Annotated in this window: 15 protein-coding genes; 9 read left to right on the forward strand and 6 right to left on the reverse strand. The window is 72.3% G+C overall.

All coding sequences use genetic code 11. The features are described from left to right. Window positions 1-64: 64 nt before the first annotated feature. The 4 genes from ACFYO8_RS09080 to ACFYO8_RS09095 all read left to right on the forward strand — a co-directional run bounded on the left by ACFYO8_RS09080 (window position 65) and on the right by ACFYO8_RS09095 (window position 5262). Window positions 65-1876: a hypothetical protein gene (locus ACFYO8_RS09080; RefSeq protein ID WP_355047222.1), complete on the forward strand. Its 1812-nt coding sequence runs from the start codon at window positions 65-67 to the stop codon at window positions 1874-1876. A gap of 48 nt (window positions 1877-1924) precedes the next feature. After that, a complete protein-coding gene (locus tag ACFYO8_RS09085; protein ID WP_387187783.1) occupies window positions 1925-2926 on the forward strand; it encodes a glycosyltransferase family 2 protein in 1002 nt (333 codons plus the stop codon). A gap of 114 nt (window positions 2927-3040) precedes the next feature. After that, window positions 3041-4177: an SPFH domain-containing protein gene (locus tag ACFYO8_RS09090; RefSeq protein ID WP_387256907.1), complete on the forward strand. Its 1137-nt coding sequence runs from the start codon at window positions 3041-3043 to the stop codon at window positions 4175-4177. Next, window positions 4174-5262 (forward strand): hypothetical protein, encoded by a 1089-nt coding sequence (locus ACFYO8_RS09095; RefSeq protein ID WP_354874020.1) that lies wholly within the window; start codon window positions 4174-4176, stop codon window positions 5260-5262. Before ACFYO8_RS09090 ends, ACFYO8_RS09095 begins: the two co-directional genes overlap by 4 nt. A 225-nt stretch (window positions 5263-5487) precedes the next feature. Here the strand turns inward: ACFYO8_RS09095 and ACFYO8_RS09100 are convergent, their stop codons facing one another. After that, window positions 5488-6267 (reverse strand): glucose 1-dehydrogenase, encoded by a 780-nt coding sequence (locus ACFYO8_RS09100; RefSeq protein ID WP_354874018.1) that lies wholly within the window; start codon window positions 6265-6267, stop codon window positions 5488-5490. A gap of 87 nt (window positions 6268-6354) precedes the next feature. Here ACFYO8_RS09100 and ACFYO8_RS09105 point away from each other — a divergent pair, with 87 nt between their 5' ends. Next, complete coding sequence (locus ACFYO8_RS09105; RefSeq protein ID WP_354874016.1) at window positions 6355-7206, forward strand: helix-turn-helix transcriptional regulator; 852 nt, start codon at window positions 6355-6357, stop codon at window positions 7204-7206. A gap of 13 nt (window positions 7207-7219) precedes the next feature. Here ACFYO8_RS09105 and ACFYO8_RS09110 read toward each other — a convergent pair whose 3' ends face one another. Continuing rightward, window positions 7220-8500 (reverse strand): cellulose-binding domain-containing protein, encoded by a 1281-nt coding sequence (locus ACFYO8_RS09110; RefSeq protein ID WP_355015239.1) that lies wholly within the window; start codon window positions 8498-8500, stop codon window positions 7220-7222. Between the two features lie 238 nt (window positions 8501-8738). Next, entirely contained in the window at window positions 8739-9626 is an 888-nt protein-coding gene (locus tag ACFYO8_RS09115) for a DUF6745 domain-containing protein (protein ID WP_354874012.1), read from the reverse strand. A 154-nt stretch (window positions 9627-9780) separates the two neighbouring features. Between ACFYO8_RS09115 and ACFYO8_RS09120 the strand changes: the two genes are divergently transcribed. Continuing rightward, a complete protein-coding gene (locus ACFYO8_RS09120; protein WP_354874010.1) occupies window positions 9781-10242 on the forward strand; it encodes an SRPBCC family protein in 462 nt (153 codons plus the stop codon). Between the two features lie 65 nt (window positions 10243-10307). Here the strand turns inward: ACFYO8_RS09120 and ACFYO8_RS09125 are convergent, their stop codons facing one another. Then, the gene (locus ACFYO8_RS09125; RefSeq protein ID WP_354874008.1) at window positions 10308-11486 is read right to left on the reverse strand and encodes a hypothetical protein; all 1179 of its coding nucleotides are present in this window, start codon (window positions 11484-11486) and stop codon (window positions 10308-10310) included. 143 nt (window positions 11487-11629) lie between these two features. On the opposite strand from ACFYO8_RS09125, the gene ACFYO8_RS09130 reads away from it, so the two are divergent. Continuing rightward, window positions 11630-12025 (forward strand): DoxX family protein, encoded by a 396-nt coding sequence (locus ACFYO8_RS09130; protein WP_354874006.1) that lies wholly within the window; start codon window positions 11630-11632, stop codon window positions 12023-12025. Between the two features lie 25 nt (window positions 12026-12050). On the opposite strand, the gene ACFYO8_RS09135 is transcribed toward ACFYO8_RS09130, so the two are convergent. Next, window positions 12051-13178 carry a glycosyl hydrolase 53 family protein gene (locus tag ACFYO8_RS09135; protein WP_354874004.1) on the reverse strand — a complete coding sequence of 376 codons (1128 nt, stop codon included), beginning with the start codon at window positions 13176-13178 and terminating at the stop codon, window positions 12051-12053. Between the two features lie 33 nt (window positions 13179-13211). Continuing rightward, window positions 13212-14384, reverse strand: a complete 1173-nt coding sequence (locus ACFYO8_RS09140; RefSeq protein WP_354874002.1) for a cellulose binding domain-containing protein — start codon at window positions 14382-14384, stop codon at window positions 13212-13214. A 184-nt stretch (window positions 14385-14568) separates the two neighbouring features. Here ACFYO8_RS09140 and ACFYO8_RS09145 point away from each other — a divergent pair, with 184 nt between their 5' ends. Both ACFYO8_RS09145 and fmdA read left to right on the forward strand, forming a co-directional pair. Further along, entirely contained in the window at window positions 14569-14847 is a 279-nt protein-coding gene (locus tag ACFYO8_RS09145; protein WP_354874000.1) for an FmdB family zinc ribbon protein, read from the forward strand. Window positions 14848-14907: 60 nt separating this feature from the next. Continuing rightward, complete coding sequence (gene fmdA, locus ACFYO8_RS09150; RefSeq protein WP_354873998.1) at window positions 14908-16161, forward strand: formamidase; 1254 nt, start codon at window positions 14908-14910, stop codon at window positions 16159-16161. Window positions 16162-16192: the final 31 nt, after the last annotated feature.

Consider the following 16192-nt stretch of genomic DNA (forward strand, 5'->3'; position numbering starts at 1 on the left):
AAGTTTCAACCATATTTCGGACAGTGGATCGACAGGACCAGCAGCATCGTGAAGCATCTATCCCATGAAAATCCGGCCCGCCGTCGCCCCGCCGGCCGCTGAGGACACCGATCCCGCGCAGCCGCCCGCCGACCAGCCCTCGGACGACAGTCCCACCGACGATCGCCCGACGGACGGCAGACGCCGGTGGCGGCCGAACCCGGAGTGGACGCTGGCGATCCTGGGGAGCCTGCTGCTGGCGGTGGTGCTGACCTGGCCGACGTTGCGGCACCCGGCGACCACGATCCCCGGCGACCTGGGCGACCCGACGTTGCAGGCGTGGCAGGTCGCCTGGTCGGGGCACGCCCTGCTCAACGACCCGGCCAACCTGTGGAACTCGAACACGTTCTATCCGGAGCGCTACACCTACGCCTACAGCGACACCCTGCTCGGGTACGCGCCGTTCGGGATGCTCGGCTCCGGGTTCGAGGCCGCGCTGATCCGCTACAACGTGCTCTACGTGCTGCTGCACGCGCTGGCGTGTTTCGGGGCGTACGCCCTGGCCCGGCAGCTCGGCGCGAACCGGTGGGGTGGGGCGGTCGCCGGGGTGGCGTGGGCGTTCGCGCCGTGGCGGCTGGCGCACTCCGGCCACCTGAACATCCTGTCCAGCGGCGGTATCGCGCTGGCGCTGGCGATGCTGGCGCGCGGTCACGGCTGGTCGCTGCGCCACGGATACCGGCCGGAACGCCGCCGGCCCGGCTGGGCGGTGGCCGGATGGCTCGTCGCGGCCTGGCAGGTCACGCTCGGCTTCGGCATCGGGCTGCCGCTCGTCTACTTCCTGCTGGCCGCCGTCATCGTGGCGGCCGGCTGCTACGGCTGGTCCTGGTGGCGCAAGCGGGAACGGCCCCCGTTCGGCCGGCGGCTGCTCGTCGCCGACCTGGCCGGCGGCGCCGTGTTCGGCGCCGTGACGCTGCTGCTCGGGCTGGTCTACCTGCGCGTGGTCGACCTCAACCCGCAGGCCGTGCGATCGCTGGACTGGACCAAGATGTTCTCCCCGCCGCTGATCGGGTTCGTCACCGCGCCCGGCGACTCGTGGCTGTGGGGGGAACGGCACGCCGCCGCCCGCGAACAGCTCTCCTGGCCGCCGGAGATGGCGCTGCTACCCGGCATGACGCTGATCGGGCTGGCCGCGGCGGGGCTGTTCGTCTCGGCGTTCCCGGTGCGGCACCGGGTCACGCTGGGTCTCGGCGTGGCCGGCACCGTGCTGCTGGGCCTGGGTTCCACGCTCGGCGGGGACGGCGAACCCGGCTACCTGACGTTGTCCCGGCTCCTGCCCGGCTGGGACGCGTTGCGCACCCCGGGCCGGATGATGCACTGGACCAGCCTGCTGCTGGCCGTGCTGGCGGCCGGGCTGGTGACGGCGCTGGCCGAGTCGTGGCGCCGGCCGGTGGCGGCGCGCGCGTCCCGGGCCGTCGCGGCGCTGGTCCTGCTGGTGCCGCTCGCCCTGGTCACGCTGGAGGGCGTCAACCGCACGCCGCACCCGGTCGTGCCGACACCACCGGCGGCGATGCGGACCGCGCCGGAGCCCATGCTGGTGCTGCCCGCCGGCGGGGTGGGCGACCTGAACTACATGCTGTGGTCGACCGACGGGTTCCCCCGGATCACAAACGGGCTCGGCGGTTTCGAGCCGGTCAGCCAGGGCCAGACCCGGGTCGCCGTGGCCTCGTTCCCCGACGCGGGCAGCGTGGCGTACCTGCGCGGGATCGGCGTGCGGTCGGTCGTCGCGGTGCCGAGCCGCGCGGCGGGGACGCCGTGGGAGGGCATCGAGACCCGGCCGGTCGACGGGCTGGGCATCACCCGGGAGGACGTCGATGGCACGCTTGTCTACCGTCTCTGACACCGCCGGCGCCGGGCAGGCGCACCCGGGCCGGGCGGGGTGAGCGCCGTGCGGTTGTCCGTGGTGGTGCCCTGCTTCAACGAGGAAGCGTCGGTGGAGCGGCTGCACGAGATGCTCAGCGTCGCGTTCGCCGAGCTGCAGGACGTGGACGTCGAGGTGGTGTACGTCGACGACGGCAGCGAGGACGGCACGCTGGCGGCGCTGCGCCGGCTCGCCGCCGCCGACCCGGCCGTCTGCTACACGTCACTGAGCCGCAACTTCGGCAAGGAGGCGGCCATGCTCGCCGGCCTGCGCCGGGCCACCGGCGACGCGGTCGTCATCATGGACGCCGACCTGCAACACCCGCCGCGGTTGCTGCCCGAGATGGTGATGCTCTACCGCCAGGGCTTCGACCAGGTGATCGCCCGCCGGGACCGGCGTGGTGACCGGTTCATCCGGATGGTCGCCTCGCGCTCCTTCTATCGGCTGGTCAACTGGTGGATAGACGTACGCCTGCTCGACGGCGCGGGCGACTTCCGGCTGCTGTCCCGGCTCGCGGTGAACGCGATCCTGGCCATGCCGGAGTACAACCGCTTCTCCAAGGGCCTGTTCTCGTGGATCGGCTTCCGCACGGCGGTGGTGGCGCACCGCAACGAGACCCGGCAGGCCGGGCACAGCCGCTGGACGTTCGGCAAGCTGTTCAACTACGCGTTCGACGGCCTGCTGTCGTTCAACAACCGGCCGCTGCGCCTGGCCATCTACGGCGGACTGTTCCTCACGCTCATCGCGGTGGGCTACATGGCCTGGGTGGTCACGGACGCCGTGGAGAAGGGCATCGACGTGCCCGGCTACACCACGATCATCGTCAGCGTGATCGGGCTCGGCGGCATCCAGATGATGATTCTCGGGGTGATCGGCGAGTACATCGGCCGGATCTACTACGAGACCAAGCGCCGTCCGCACTATCTGGTGCAGGAGACCGAGCGCGTCGTCGATACCCCCGGCCGGGCGTCCCGGCTTCCGGAGCAGCGTACGTCCACCGGCGAATCGATGGCTGGCGACGCCGGCTGATCCACCGCGATCGGCGGGTGCCGATAGGCGCAGAATCGTTCTCTTTTCGCAGGTGGCGGGGGGTTGCTATGGTCGCCCGCGACGCCGGAGACCGGCGCCGAGGAAAGGGTTGCGATGGGGCTGATGGACAAGCTCCGGGGCGAACTCATCGACATCATCGAGTGGCTGGACGACAGCCGCGACACGATCGTCTGGCGGTTCCCCCGGTATCAGAACGAGATCAAGATGGGCGCCCAACTGGTCGTCCGGGAGTCCCAGACGGCGGTGTTCGTCAACGAGGGGAAGATCGCCGACGTCTTCACGCCGGGGACGTACACGCTGGAGACCCGCAACCTGCCGATCCTGTCCACCCTGAAGGGCTGGAAGTACGGCTTCAACTCGCCGTTCAAGGCCGAGGTGTACTTCGTCAACACCCGGCAGTTCACGGACATGAAGTGGGGCACCCAGAACCCGGTCATCCTGCGCGACGCCGAGTTCGGCGTGGTGCGGGTGCGGGCGTTCGGCGCCTTCGCCGCCCGCGTGGTGGACGCGGCGCGGCTGCTGCGGGAACTGGTCGGCACCGACCCGCAGTTCCGCACCGAGGAGGTGCAGGAGTACCTGCGGCAGCTCATGGTCGGACGGCTCGGCGGCGCGCTCGCCACGGCCGGGGTGCCGCTGCTGGACCTCGCCGCGCATCAGGACGCGATCGGCCGGCGGCTGGCCGCCGTGCTGACCGAGGAACTGGCCGAGGTCGGTATCGCGATCCCCAAGTTCGTCATCGAGAACGTGTCGGTGCCGCCGGAGGTCGAGAAGGCGCTGGACAAGCGGACCAGCATGGGCGCGGTCGGCGACCTGGACCGGTACACCCGTTTCCAGGCCGCGAACGCGATGGAGGCCGCGGCGAACAACCCGGGTGGCGAGGCGGGCGCGGGCATTGGCCTGGGCATGGGCATGGCGATGGGCCAGCAGATGGCCCGGACCATGGGCGGCGGCGCGGCCACGCAGCCGGCGCCGGCCCCGCCGGTCCCCGCGCAGCCGGCCGCCGCCGAACCGCCGCCGCTGCCGGGGCAGGCCCAGTGGTACGTCGGCGTCGGCGGCCAGCGGCAGGGCCCCTACGACCTCGGTGGGCTGGCCGAGCAGGCGGGTGCGGGCGCGCTCGGCGCGGACACGCTCGTCTGGCGTACCGGCATGGCGCAGTGGCAGCCCGCCGGGCAGGTGCCCGAGCTGGCGTCGGTGCTCGCCAGCGTCCCGCCGCCGCTGCCGCCGGCATGAGCGACACGGCTGTCTCGCCGCCCTCGTACCAGTGCGGGGGGTGCGGCGCCCGGGTGGAGTACGCGCCGGGCACCACCACACTGAGCTGCCCGTACTGCGGGCACCGGCAGGAGATCGCCGGCGCCGGGCGGGAGGTGCGCGAGCACGCGTACGCGGAACTGGCGTCGCTGCCCCGCAAGCCGGTGGCGAGCGTCGGGGCGCACACGTTCGTCTGCCCGGGCTGCGGCGCCCGGACGGAGAGCGACGCGCTGGCGCAGCGCTGCCAGTTCTGCGCCACCCCGCTGGTGGCCGACGCCGGTGCGGGTGAGCTGATCGCGCCGGAGGCGGTGCTGCCGTTCGCCGTCGACCGCAACGGCGTGCGGACGGCCCTGGGCCAGTGGTGCGGCAGCCGCTGGTTCGCGCCCGGGAGCCTGAAGAAGATCAGCGAGGCGGAGACGCTGAAGGGCACGTACCTGCCGCACTGGACGTTCGACGCGCGGACCGTGTCGGACTACCAGGGTCAGCGGGGCGAGCACTACTACGTCACCGAGACGTACACGGTGACCGTCGACGGCAGGCAGGAGACGCGGACCCGGCAGGTGCGGCACACCCGGTGGCATCCGGCCGCCGGCACCGTCCGCCGGGACTTCGACGATGTGCTGGTGCCCGCCACCACCCACCTGCCCACCGAGCAGTTGGACAAGCTGGCGCCGTGGCCGCTGGCCGAGGTGACCGCGTACCACGGCGACTACCTGGCCGGATACCAGGCCCTGCGGTACGACACCGAGCCCGAGGCGGGACTCACCGAGGCGAAGGCGCGGATGGCGCCGGTCATCGAGCGGGACTGCCGGTCGGACATCGGCGGCGACGAGCAGCGCGTGTCCGCTGTGGACACCACGTACTCCGACGTGTCGTACAAGCTGGTCCTGCTGCCGGTGTGGATCGCCGCGTACCTGCACGCCGGGCGGTCGTACCAGGTGCTGGTGAACGCGCGGACCGGAGAGGTCATCGGCGAGCGCCCCTACAGCGCGGCGAAGATCGCGGCGGCGGTGCTGGCCGCGCTGGCGCTCGTCGCGCTCGTGGTGGCGTACGCGATGAGCCGTTGACGCCTACGGGCCACCGGTGTGCCGCACCGGTGGCCCGTACGCATCGCGCGAGGTGACTGCCCCAGCGGCCGATGCCGCCGCCGGGCCGGTCCACAGGACGGTGAGGCACCTCCCATCGCGGTGTGGGGGTTCTCGCTCGGTGTCTACCTGGTGGTCAAGGGCTTCAGGCCCTCCCCCGTCCCGGCCGGCCCGCCGCTGGTCCAGGACACCACCGTCTGAGCCGGGTCAGGCCCGCGCGCCGCCGTCGACCCGCAGCACCGTCCCGGTGACGAAGGAGGCGCGGTCGCTGAGCAGCCAAGCGGCGGCCTGGGCGATCTCGTCGGGCTCGGCGGCCCGGCGCAGCGGGCTGGCCGCCGCGAGACGGTCGATGATGCCCGGCGACTCGGCGTCCCAGGACCGCATCATCTCGGTGAGCGTGCTGCCCGGGGCGATCGCGTTGACGCGGATGCCCTCCGGCCCGTAGGTGACCGCGGCGGACTCGGTCAGGCTGTTCACGGCGCGCTTCATCGCCCCGTACGCGGGCAGTGCGGGGTTGCCCATCAGGCTGCCGACGCTGGAGTTGTTCACGATCGCGCCGGTGCCGGCGGTGGCCCGGATCGCCGTGATCTCGGCGACCATGGCGAGCCACGGCCCCTTCAGGTTGACCGTGTAGACGTGGTCGAAGTCGGCCTCCCGCACCCGGTCCATCGGTCCCGGCGGCACTATCGTCGCGCCGTTGTTGAAGGCGACGTCGAGGCGGCCGTACACCTCGACGGCGCGGTCCACGGCGGCGCGCACGCTCGCCGCGTCGGCCAGGTCGCAGACCACGTACTCGGCGATGCCGCCGGCCGCCCGGACCTGTTCGGTGACCGTCTTCAACTGCTCCTCGGTCCGCGCGGCGAGCAGCACCCGGGCGCCCTCGGCGGCGAACAGCCGGGCCGCCGCCGCGCCGATGCCGCGCCCGGCGCCGGTGACGAAGGCGATCTTGCCGGCCAGCAGGCCCTCAGTGGTTCGTGTGGTGTTCATGGCAGCAAGACTGCGTCCGGCCGCGGAGCCCATCCAGGCACCGGCGGTACCTGGCTACGCACTACCGCAGGCGGGCACACTGGGGCCGTGGACCGACGTGAGCTGGCAGTGTTCCTGCGCAGCAGGCGGGAGCGGATCACCCCGGCCGACGTGGGCCTGCCCGCCGGACGGCGGCGCCGCACCCCCGGGTTGCGTCGCGAGGAGGTGGCGCGGCTGGCGTTCATCTCGACCGAGTACTACACGCGGCTGGAGCAGGGCCGGGGTCCGCGTCCGTCGCGGGAGGTGCTGGCCGGGCTGGCCCGCGCGCTGCGGCTGTCCGACGCCGAACGCGACCACCTCCACCACCTGGCCGGGGAGCCGCCCGCGCCGCCGTCCGGGCCACCCCGGGAGGTACGGCAGAGCGTGCTGGACCTGCTGCACCGGCTGCCGCAGGCGGCGGCGTTCGTGACCTCGGCGGCGTTCGAGGTGATCGCCTGGAACGACCTCGCGGCGGCCCTCATGGAGGACTTCTCCACTCTGCCCCGGCGGGACCGCAACCTGGTCCGCCGGACCTTCCTCGGCCCGCACCTGCACGGCGCGCGGCTGTACGACGTGTCGGACGCGGGCGAGTTCGCCCGCCACTCGGTCGGGCGGCTGCGCGCCGCCGCGGCCCGCTATCCGGACGACCCGGAGATGGCCGCGCTGATCGCGGACCTGCTCGCCGGAAGCGAGGAGTTCACCCGCCTGTGGGCCTCGCACGAGGTGGGTGGCGCACGGACGCTGTGCAAGACGTTCCGCCACCCGCTGGTCGGGCCGGTGACAGTCAACTGCGACGTCCTCGACATCACCGACCGCGACCAGCAGGTGGTCATCTACACCGCCACTCCCGGCTCACCGTCGGAGGAGGCGCTGCGGCTGCTCTCCGTCATCGGCACCCAGCGCATGACGGTGGAGCACTGAGCCACCCGGCACGTCAGCAGCCGATCCGGCTGGACCCGACGGCGACGTCGTCGTACCAGAGGGTGTCGGCACCGCCGCCGTAGCTCTCCCAGCCCAGCTTCAGGTCGGTGAGCTGCGGTCGCCAGGTGCGGTTGTACCACTGCCCGTCGATGTCGTGCGTCGGTACGCCGTCGGCGGTCAGCCCAGCCACCGCGACGCCGTCCAGCCAGGTACGCAGTTGGCCGGCGGAACCGTCCACCATGAACTCCAGGCAGGCCCAGCGGTTGGTGGGCAGCGGCACGCTCTGCGCCACGCCGGCCGGGCTCTGCTCGGGCAGCGTGGCGTCGTCGGAGGCGCGGTTCCACTGGAGGGCGCCGTTCTGGCCGCCCAGCCGCAGGTCCCGGTTGCCGTCGGCGGCGTCCGCCATGGTGATCATCGTGGTGTGGTCGGTGGGCTGGGCGGTGGTGTGCCGGACCCAGATCCGGGCGTACCGGACGCTGCCCAGGCCGCTGAGGTTCTTCGTGGTCCGGACGAACACGTGGTTGCAGTACCCGGCCGCGCCGTTGATCCGGACCGCGCGGCTGCCGCTGTGCGTGGTGGTCGTGTCGATGGTGGCCGTGCCGGCGCCGGAGCAGTCCGGGCTCACCACGCTCCAGTCTCCCGACGGGGTCGGCCCGGTCTGGTTCTCGAAGCCGTCGCAGAGCACCGCTCCCGCGCACCCGCTCGGCGGCGGGGTGGTCGGCGGCGGAGTCGTGGGCGGCGCGGTGGTCGGTGGCGCGGTCGTCGGCGGGGCCGTGGTCGGCGGCGCCGTCGTGGGCGGCGCGGTCGTCGGTGGTGCCGTGGTCGGGGGCGCGGTGGTCGGCACCGTCGTGGTGGGCGGCGGTGTGGTCGGGCCGGCGCCGTTGCACGGTACGCCGTTCAGGCTGAACCCGGTCGGCGCGCCGCCGGCGGTGCCGAACGTGCCCTGCACGCCGAACTCGGTCGAGCCGCCGGCCGGGATGCTGCCGTTGTACGACGCGTTGCGGGCGGTCACCGTCGGCCCGGACTGGCTCACGGTGGCGTTCCAGCCGTTCGTGACGCGCTCGTCCCCGGCGTACGTCCAGGTGACGGTCCAGCCGGACACGGCGGTGTCACCCGGTGACACCTTGATGTTCGCGGTGAACCCGCCGGGCCACTGGTTGGGTGTGTAGTCGACCCGGCAGCCCTGCGCGGCTGCGGCCGGGCCGGTGAGCAGGGCCGTACCGGCCGCTGTGACGGCGGCCAGCGCGGCGACGGCCGCCACGAGCGGGGCGGGGCGGGCACGGAGAATCGTCATGGAGAGTCCTTCGACGTCGGGCAGGGCGCGGCGCCACGCGTCCGGGGTCGGACGCGGCGGCGCGCGAGGACGCGGCGCGGCGATGCGCCAGGGTGGATGGTCGATGCGTACGACCGATGTGCCCGGCTCGAAGGCGGCCCGGTCAGCCGCCGAGGTCCGGTCTGCGGACCTCGGCGACGCCCGAGTCCAATCTATTTATCGCCGCCTATTCAATCAAGGCCTGCGGGCGGGTGGCCCGTCATCCTGGATCGGCGCCCGCGCCGCTCAGCGATGGTTGCCAGCCGTCCCGGTAACGCACGCCGCCGGGTCGCAGCCGGATCCGGTCGTGCGCGGTTCCCGCGACGGGCTCGATCCGGATCACCGCCGGCCGGTCCACGACGACGCAGACCTCCTCCCCCGGCCACCACCAGCCGCAGGATCGGGCCAGGTCGGCCCAGGTGTCGAGGTGTCCGTCCTCGGCCGGCCCGTACCGGGCGAGGCCGAGCCGGCGCAGCACGTCGTAGTACGCGATCCACGACGCGTCCTGCTGCCCGTACCAGCACACGGGCACCGGGCCGTCGCCCGCCAGCGCCGCACGCACCGGCAGGTAGAACCCGTGAGCGAGGCTGCGGTGCAGCGCCGTGCGTACCCCCTGGTGCAGCACGACGGCGAGGGGTACGCCGCTGTCGAGGGCCCGCAGCGGCGCCAGCTCGGGCCACGGCTGCTTGGTCTTGCCGGTGCGGGCGGGTGACAGCTCGGGATCGGTGTGCGCCACGCCCGCGCTGAGGGTGCCCCGAAGCTGGGACACGATCATGGCGATGTCGCTCGCCACCAGCGGCGTCCTGGGCGGCCGTGCCGCGCGGATGCGGTCGTGGAGCGAGTCGAGTGTGGGCCAGCCGCTGACCAGGGGCATCGCCTTGGCCGGCGAGTCGACCCACTCGAACCGGGGTCGCGGCCGCGACGCCCTCGCGTAAACGGCGGTCAGGCAGCGCTCGGCGGCCGGCCGGTCGGCCGGCTGCGTGGACAGGGCGTGGTCGAGCCATTCCTGGCGGATCTGGACTGCCTGGTGCCACAGGCCGGAGGGGTCACCGCTGCGAACGGCCTGTGGGGTCTTCGCGGCGCCGTCGCGCCGCGTGGGGGCGCTCATCGCGCCGGGGCGTCGCCGCCCTTCCGATAGGAGATCATGGAACCACTCTGACTCACGGCGCGGCATCGCTCAAGTGAATTCCGGCCATACGGCGACCGCGCTCACCGTGCCCCAGCAAGAGAAGGGAACACCGCTGACCGTGGACAGTGACCGCTTGACCCGACCCCCCGTCATCACCGCCCAGATGCTCATCCACCGGCCCGCCGCCGAGGTCTTCGAGGCGTTCGCCGACCCGGCGGTGACCACGAGGTTCTGGTTCACCAGGAGCAGCGGCCGGCTGGCGCCGGGCGCCGTCGTCACCTGGGAGTGGGAGATGTACGGCGTCTCCACCGTCGTCACCGTGAAGGACGTGGAGGAGAACCGCCGCATCCTGGCCGAGTGGGATCCGGAGTCCCCCACCCAGGTCGAGTGGCGGTTCCTGCCGGGCGAGGGCGGCACCACGTTGGTCCGGATCACCGAGACCGGCTTCACCGGTACCGCCGACCAGGCCGTGAGCAAGGCGATCGACTCGATGGGCGGGTTCACCATGGTCCTCTGCGCCTGCAAGGCGCTGCTGGAGCAGGGAGTGCTGCTGAACGTGGTCGGAGACGCCCACCCGAGCGGGTTCGAGGACTGACCGCCGCTTCCCGCAGCCGCCGGCTCGCGCCGCTGATGCCCGCGGCAGGCCGCCGGGCGGACCGGTCAGGCGCGCGCCACCGGCACCGGCGCGAACAGGGGCGGCGCCGGATCGGCTGCCCGGATGTCGGCCACGAGCTGCGCCAGCTGCGGGTAGTCGCCACGGGCCGCACCGAGAAGGTGGTCCGCGTCGGCGTGGTTGCCGAGATACGACTCGGCGGCCGCCCGCAGAAGAAGCGCGACGGCGCAGAGGTCGCGCGGCTCGGCACCGGGACGAACGTCGAGAAGCAGCGATCGCGCATCCTCGGGCCGCTGGTCGAGCAGGTGAGTCAGGCTCATCCCGATCCGGGCGGACAGCACGCGCGGCTGCGCCCGGAGGGCGATCCGCGCGAGTTCCGAGATCTCCCGCACCTCCCGGCGCTGCACCGGCGCGCGGGTCACCACCGCGGCGTACAGGTACCACAACCCGAACTGGACGCTCAGCGTCTGGCCGATCGCCGCGGCGGCCGCGCGGTCGATACCGCCGGCGCGAGCCAGCGCCGCGAGCCGCTCGGCTTCCTTGACCAGCTCCGCGGACTGCGTGTGTCCCGTGCCCAGTCTCTGCTGGTAGGCAGCGAGAGCCCGGAGCGGATCGTTGCCGCCGGGAGGCTGAATTCCGATCCGGTCGACGTCGCCACCGGCTCGGGCGACCGCCCGCAGCGCCCTGACCACCTCCTCCTGGTAGTAGCCCGCCCGCAGCCCTTCACGGGCGGCTGCCGGAGCCCGCAGCCAGCGGAGCAGGTTCTGACCGTCACTGCGGGTCGACCGCCCGGGAACGAGGTTGGTCAGGCCGAGCAGCGCCCCGACGAACGCGGCGCCGAGCAACGTCATCCGCGTCATCGCCGTGCCGGTGGACGCCGACGCGACGAGGAGCGCCGCCGCGCACAGGTTGGCCGACGGGCCACCGAGATAGAACAGCACCATCCGCAGCGGCAATGCCGTCGTCGACGGCGAGGGCCGGACCACCACCTCGTTGCGCCAGCCGTTGAAGGGCGCGACACGGACCGCGATGACCGGCAGGCGCAGCAGCTTCGCCACGACGAGGTGCCCGCATTCGTGCAGGACGAGGTGCAGCCACAACGACACGCAGGTGAGGCCGGCGGCGGCGATCGCACCCGTCACTGACTCGGTCACGAGCAGCGCGAACGCGGTCGCCTCCACCGCCAGGAGGAGTGACACGGCGACCAGCCGACGGCGGAGCTTCACCGGGAGATGGTACGCAGGCTCCGCCGCGGCCAGGAACGCGTCGACTGGCGATCGGTCCGATGAGTTCACGCGCGTTCGCCGGTCTGAGCTGGTGCATCCGATCGGATGCGGAACACCGGCCGACCGCCAGGAGGACGAGAACCATGACCGTTGCCGACACCACTCCCACACCCGTCGCCCGAGGGCTGCACCGGACGCTGTGGGTGCTCCAGATCTTCCTCGGCGTCTTCTTCATCGTCGCCTCGGCCGCCCCCAAGCTGTTCGGCGAGACGAACGCGGTCCAGACCTTCGAGGACATGGGCGCCGCGCCCTGGTTCCGCTACTTCGTCGGCCTGCTGGAGCTGGCCGGTGGCATCGGGTTGCTCGTGCCGCGGCTCGCCGGCCTGGCCGCCGTCGGGCTCGCGCTGCTCATGGTCGGCGCCGCCGTCACCCAGGCGTTCATCCTGGACGGCGGCGCACTGGTACTCACCCCCGTGGTGCTGTTCGCGCTGTTCGTGTTCATCGCGTGGGGCCGTCGCCACTCGATCGGCCGGCGCTGAGCCCGGGGGTGCGCCGGCCGGCCCGTCAGGGCGTCCAGCGCACCCCCGGGTTCACCCGCCCGAACCAGTCGAAGACGGCCATGTTGTCCCACTGGTTTCCGGTGCCGTTGATGTTCGCCGGGTCCCAGCCGTTGCCGCTGACGGCGTACCAGGTCGGTTCCCAGTAGAAGACACCGACGGCGCCGGCGTTGCGGGCGGTGTTCTGCACCCAGTCGAACTCCTGGGCCTGGCCGGCCCAGGTCGCGCCGATGCCGTCGCAGGTCGCGTCGCCGATCGCGTTCGGCTCGCCGTCGGCGTTGTCCCGGGTGAAGGGGTACGCGGTCTCCGCGATCACCACCGGCTTCCCGTAGCGGCCGCGCAGGTCGACGATGTTGTTGTAGAGGTTGGCCAGGCTGCCGTGCCACATGCAGTAGTACGACAGGGCCGTCATGTCCCACTGCACGCCCTGCGCCCGGATGCCGTCGTAGAACCACCGGGCGTTGGCGTTGCTGTCGGCGTTCGCGGTGTGGATCATCACCGGGATGCCGCCGCCGCATGCTTTCACCGCGTTGTAGCCCTGCTTCAGCAGCCCGGCCAGCGGGGCGAAGTCGTTGTTGACGACCTTGCCCTCGTTCCACAGCATCCCGACGTTGATCTCGTTGCCGATCTGCACGCTGTCCGGCAGGGTGCCCTGCCCCCGCAGGGCGGCGCAGACGTCGTACGTGAAGGCGTACACGTCGCTGCGCAACTGGCTGAGGCTGTGCCCGGCCCAGGCGGCCGGCTTGTACTGCTTGCCCGGGTCGGCCCAGGTGTCGGAGTAGTGGAAGTCGATCAGCACCTTGAGGCCCTTGGCCTTGGCCGTACGCGCCTGGGCCAGCACCCTGCTCTTGTTGTTGTAGCCGCTGGGCGGGTTGTTCCAGACGCGCAACCGGACGTAGTTGACGCCGACGGACTTGAGGATGTCCAGCGGGTCGCGGGCGACCCCGCCCGCGTCGTAGTACTTCGCGCCCAGGTCCAGGCTGCGCTGCAACGAGGAGACGTCGGCGCCCCGCATGCTGAGCGTGTTCGCGGCGGCGACGGGCGCGGGCGTACCCCCGAACGTGGTGGTGACGGCGAGGGCGACGGCCGTGACGGCCCCGGCCAGGGTGCGTCGGCGGTGGTGGGGTGTGGGCACGGGACTCCCTCTCAGGTCGGTCGCGGGCGGCGCTCAGCCCACCGCGCAGGGGGCGCCGTTCAGCGAGAAGACGGTCGGCGGCGCGTCGCTGGCGCTCCACCGTCCCTGGAAGCCGAAGGTCGCGGAGCCGTTCGGCGCGATGTGGCGGTTCCAGTCGGCGTTGCGGGCGGTCACCGTGGCGCCGGTCTGGGCGACTGTGGCGTTCCACGCGGTGGTGACCTGCTGGTCACCGGGGAAGCCGAAGGTGAGGATCCAGCCGTCGACAGGCGCCGTCCCGGTGTTCTGGACCGTCACCGCCGCCACGAAACCACCTGGCCACTCCGACTGGTTCCGGTAGGTCACCCGGCAGGTCGACGGCGGCGTGGACGTCGTGGGCACGGTGACCGTGTTGGAGGCGATCGACACGTTGCCGACCGCGTCCCGGGCCCGCACGTAGTACAGCGTGCGCAGTGGCGCCGGCGCCGGCGCGGGGAGCGACATCGTGTACGTGGTACCCGGCACGGTGGCGACGCGCGTGGAGGTGTACCAGCCGTCGAACCGGTAGACGTCGTAGGCGAGCACGCCAACGTCGTCGGTCGACGGCGACCACGACAGCCGGGCGGTCGAGTCGGTCACCTCGCCGACAGTGAGGTTCCCCGGCGCGCTCGGCGGAGTGGTGTCCGGTCCGGTGTCCGTCACCGGAGTGACGACAGTCGCCGGGTCACTGGCCGGTGAACGACGGTTGTCCGAGTCCCGGGCCGACACCCGGAACGTGTACTGCCGGCCCGGCTGGATGTAGCTGGTGACAGTCGCGGTGGTGACGTCGCCGAGGCTGAGGCTGTAGACCACGTCGTCGAACGGATTGAAGTAGACGATGTCGTACCCGGCGACGGCGCAGCAGCCGGGCGTGGCGGCCGTCCAGGTGAGGGTGACGGACGTGGTCCGTACCTGGGTGGCGGTCAGGTTCGTGGGCGCGCTCGGCGGGAACGGCGTGGTGCTGGGTGGGTCGGGCGTCCTGGGCGTCGACGTCGGCGTCGCGGTCCCGGTCGGGTCCGCGACGGGCGCCGCGGCGACGCCGGGCGCCGGAGCGGCAGCGGGGTACGCGGTGCCGGCGCCGGCCGACGGGGCGGCGCTCAGGGTGGTGGCGAGCAACGCGGTGGACAGCGCGACGGCGGCCGGCAGACCCGGCCGCAGGCGGCGCAGAAGCGAGGACGGGGAGACGGCCATGGGTAGACAATGCTCGCCAGGCATCGATGATCGCCAACGTGTCCCACACCTCGGCCGCCGCAGCAACTCCGCCTCATTCGTCGTTTTGCGCCGTTTGTGTCAGAAATCAGCCACAATCGGGGAGACAGGGTGAGCCGCTGCGGAACGGCCACCGCACGCACGAAAGGCTGGACGGGAAGCGGCGATGGCCACCTTCGAGTACCGCTGCCCGCAGGACGGCAGGTTCGACGTCGTGATGCCGGTCGGCACCGCGAGCCCGTCGACGAGCTGCCCCCGGTGCGGGTCGCCGGCGACACGGGTGTTCTCCGCGCCCCGGCTCGCCCGCATGCCGGCGGCGCTGCGCGACGCCATGGACCGGACCGAGCGCAGCGCGGAACAGCCGGAGGTGGTCGGGCGCGTGCCCGGCGGCCGCCCGGCGCGCCACTCGACGAACCCGGCCCACGCCCGTCTGCCCCGCTGGTGACCGAGCTCGGGCAGTCCACCTGACCCGCCGCGGCGGGACGCACGAGAAGGGCTCAACACCGTGCCTGAACTGCTGTTTCCCCTCGACTCCACGAAGAGGTTCACCGACCAGGAGAAGGTCGGGCACAACCGCTGGCATCCCGACATCCCGCCGGTGGCGACGGTACGGCCCGGACAGTCGTTCCGCGTCCACTGCCGTGAGTGGTTCGACGGCGCGATCCACAACGACGACTCCGCCGAGGACATCCGGGACGCTCCGCTGACCCGGGTCCACGCTCTCAGCGGCCCCTTCGCCGTCGAGGGCGCCGAGCCGGGCGACCTGCTCATTGTCGACATCCTCGACATGGGTCCCATCCCGCAGGAGTCCGGTCCGCTGGCCGGTCAGGGCTGGGGCTACACGGGCATCTTCCCCACCGGCAACGGCGGCGGCTTCCTGACCGAGCAGTTCCCCGACGCCTACAAGGCGGTCTGGGACTTCACCGGCCGCAAGGCGACCTCCCGGCACATCCCCGGGGTCTCGTTCACCGGGATCGCCCACCCGGGGCTGATGGGCACCGCCCCGTCCGCGTCGCTGCTGGCCACCTGGAACCAGCGGGAGGGGGCGCTGATCGCCACCGCGCCCGACCGGGTGCCGCCCCTGGCCCTGCCCCCCGAGCCGCAGGACGCGATCCTCGGCCGCCTCACCGGCGCCGACTTCGACCGGGTGGCCGCGGAGGCGGCGCGGACCGCTCCGCCCCGGGAGAACGGCGGGAACCAGGACATCAAGAACTTCACCGTCGGCAGCCGGGTCTTCTACCCGGTGTTCGTGCCGGGCGCCAACCTGTCCCTCGGCGACCTGCACTTCTCCCAGGGCGACGGGGAGATCACCTTCTGCGGCGCCATCGAGATGGGCGGCTTCGCCGACCTGCACGTAGACCTGATCAAGAACGGCATGCAGACGTACGGCGTCGCCGAGAACACGATCTTCATTCCGGGTGACACCCCGCCGCAGTTCAGCCAGTGGCTGGCCTTCTCCGGGCTCTCGGTCACCCTCGACGGCGAACAGCGGTACCTCGACTCACAGCTCGCCTACCAGCGCGCCTGCCTGCACGCCATCGACTACCTGACCCGCTTCGGCTACCAGCCGGAACAGGCGTACCTATTGCTCGGTGCCGCACCCATCGAGGGACGGCTCTCCGGCGTGGTCGACATCCCCAACTCCTGCGCGACGGTCTACCTGCCCACCGAGATCTTCGACTTCGACATCCGCCCCTCGGCCGCCGGTCCGACCCGGATCGACCCGGGCAAGGGCGCCCCGAAGGCCACCATGAGCTGAGCAGGTGACCGCGCCACCGTTTCGGCAGGAC

It is taken from the genome of Micromonospora sp. NPDC005257 (assembly GCF_042872445.1).
Lineage (GTDB): Bacteria > Actinomycetota > Actinomycetes > Mycobacteriales > Micromonosporaceae > Micromonospora.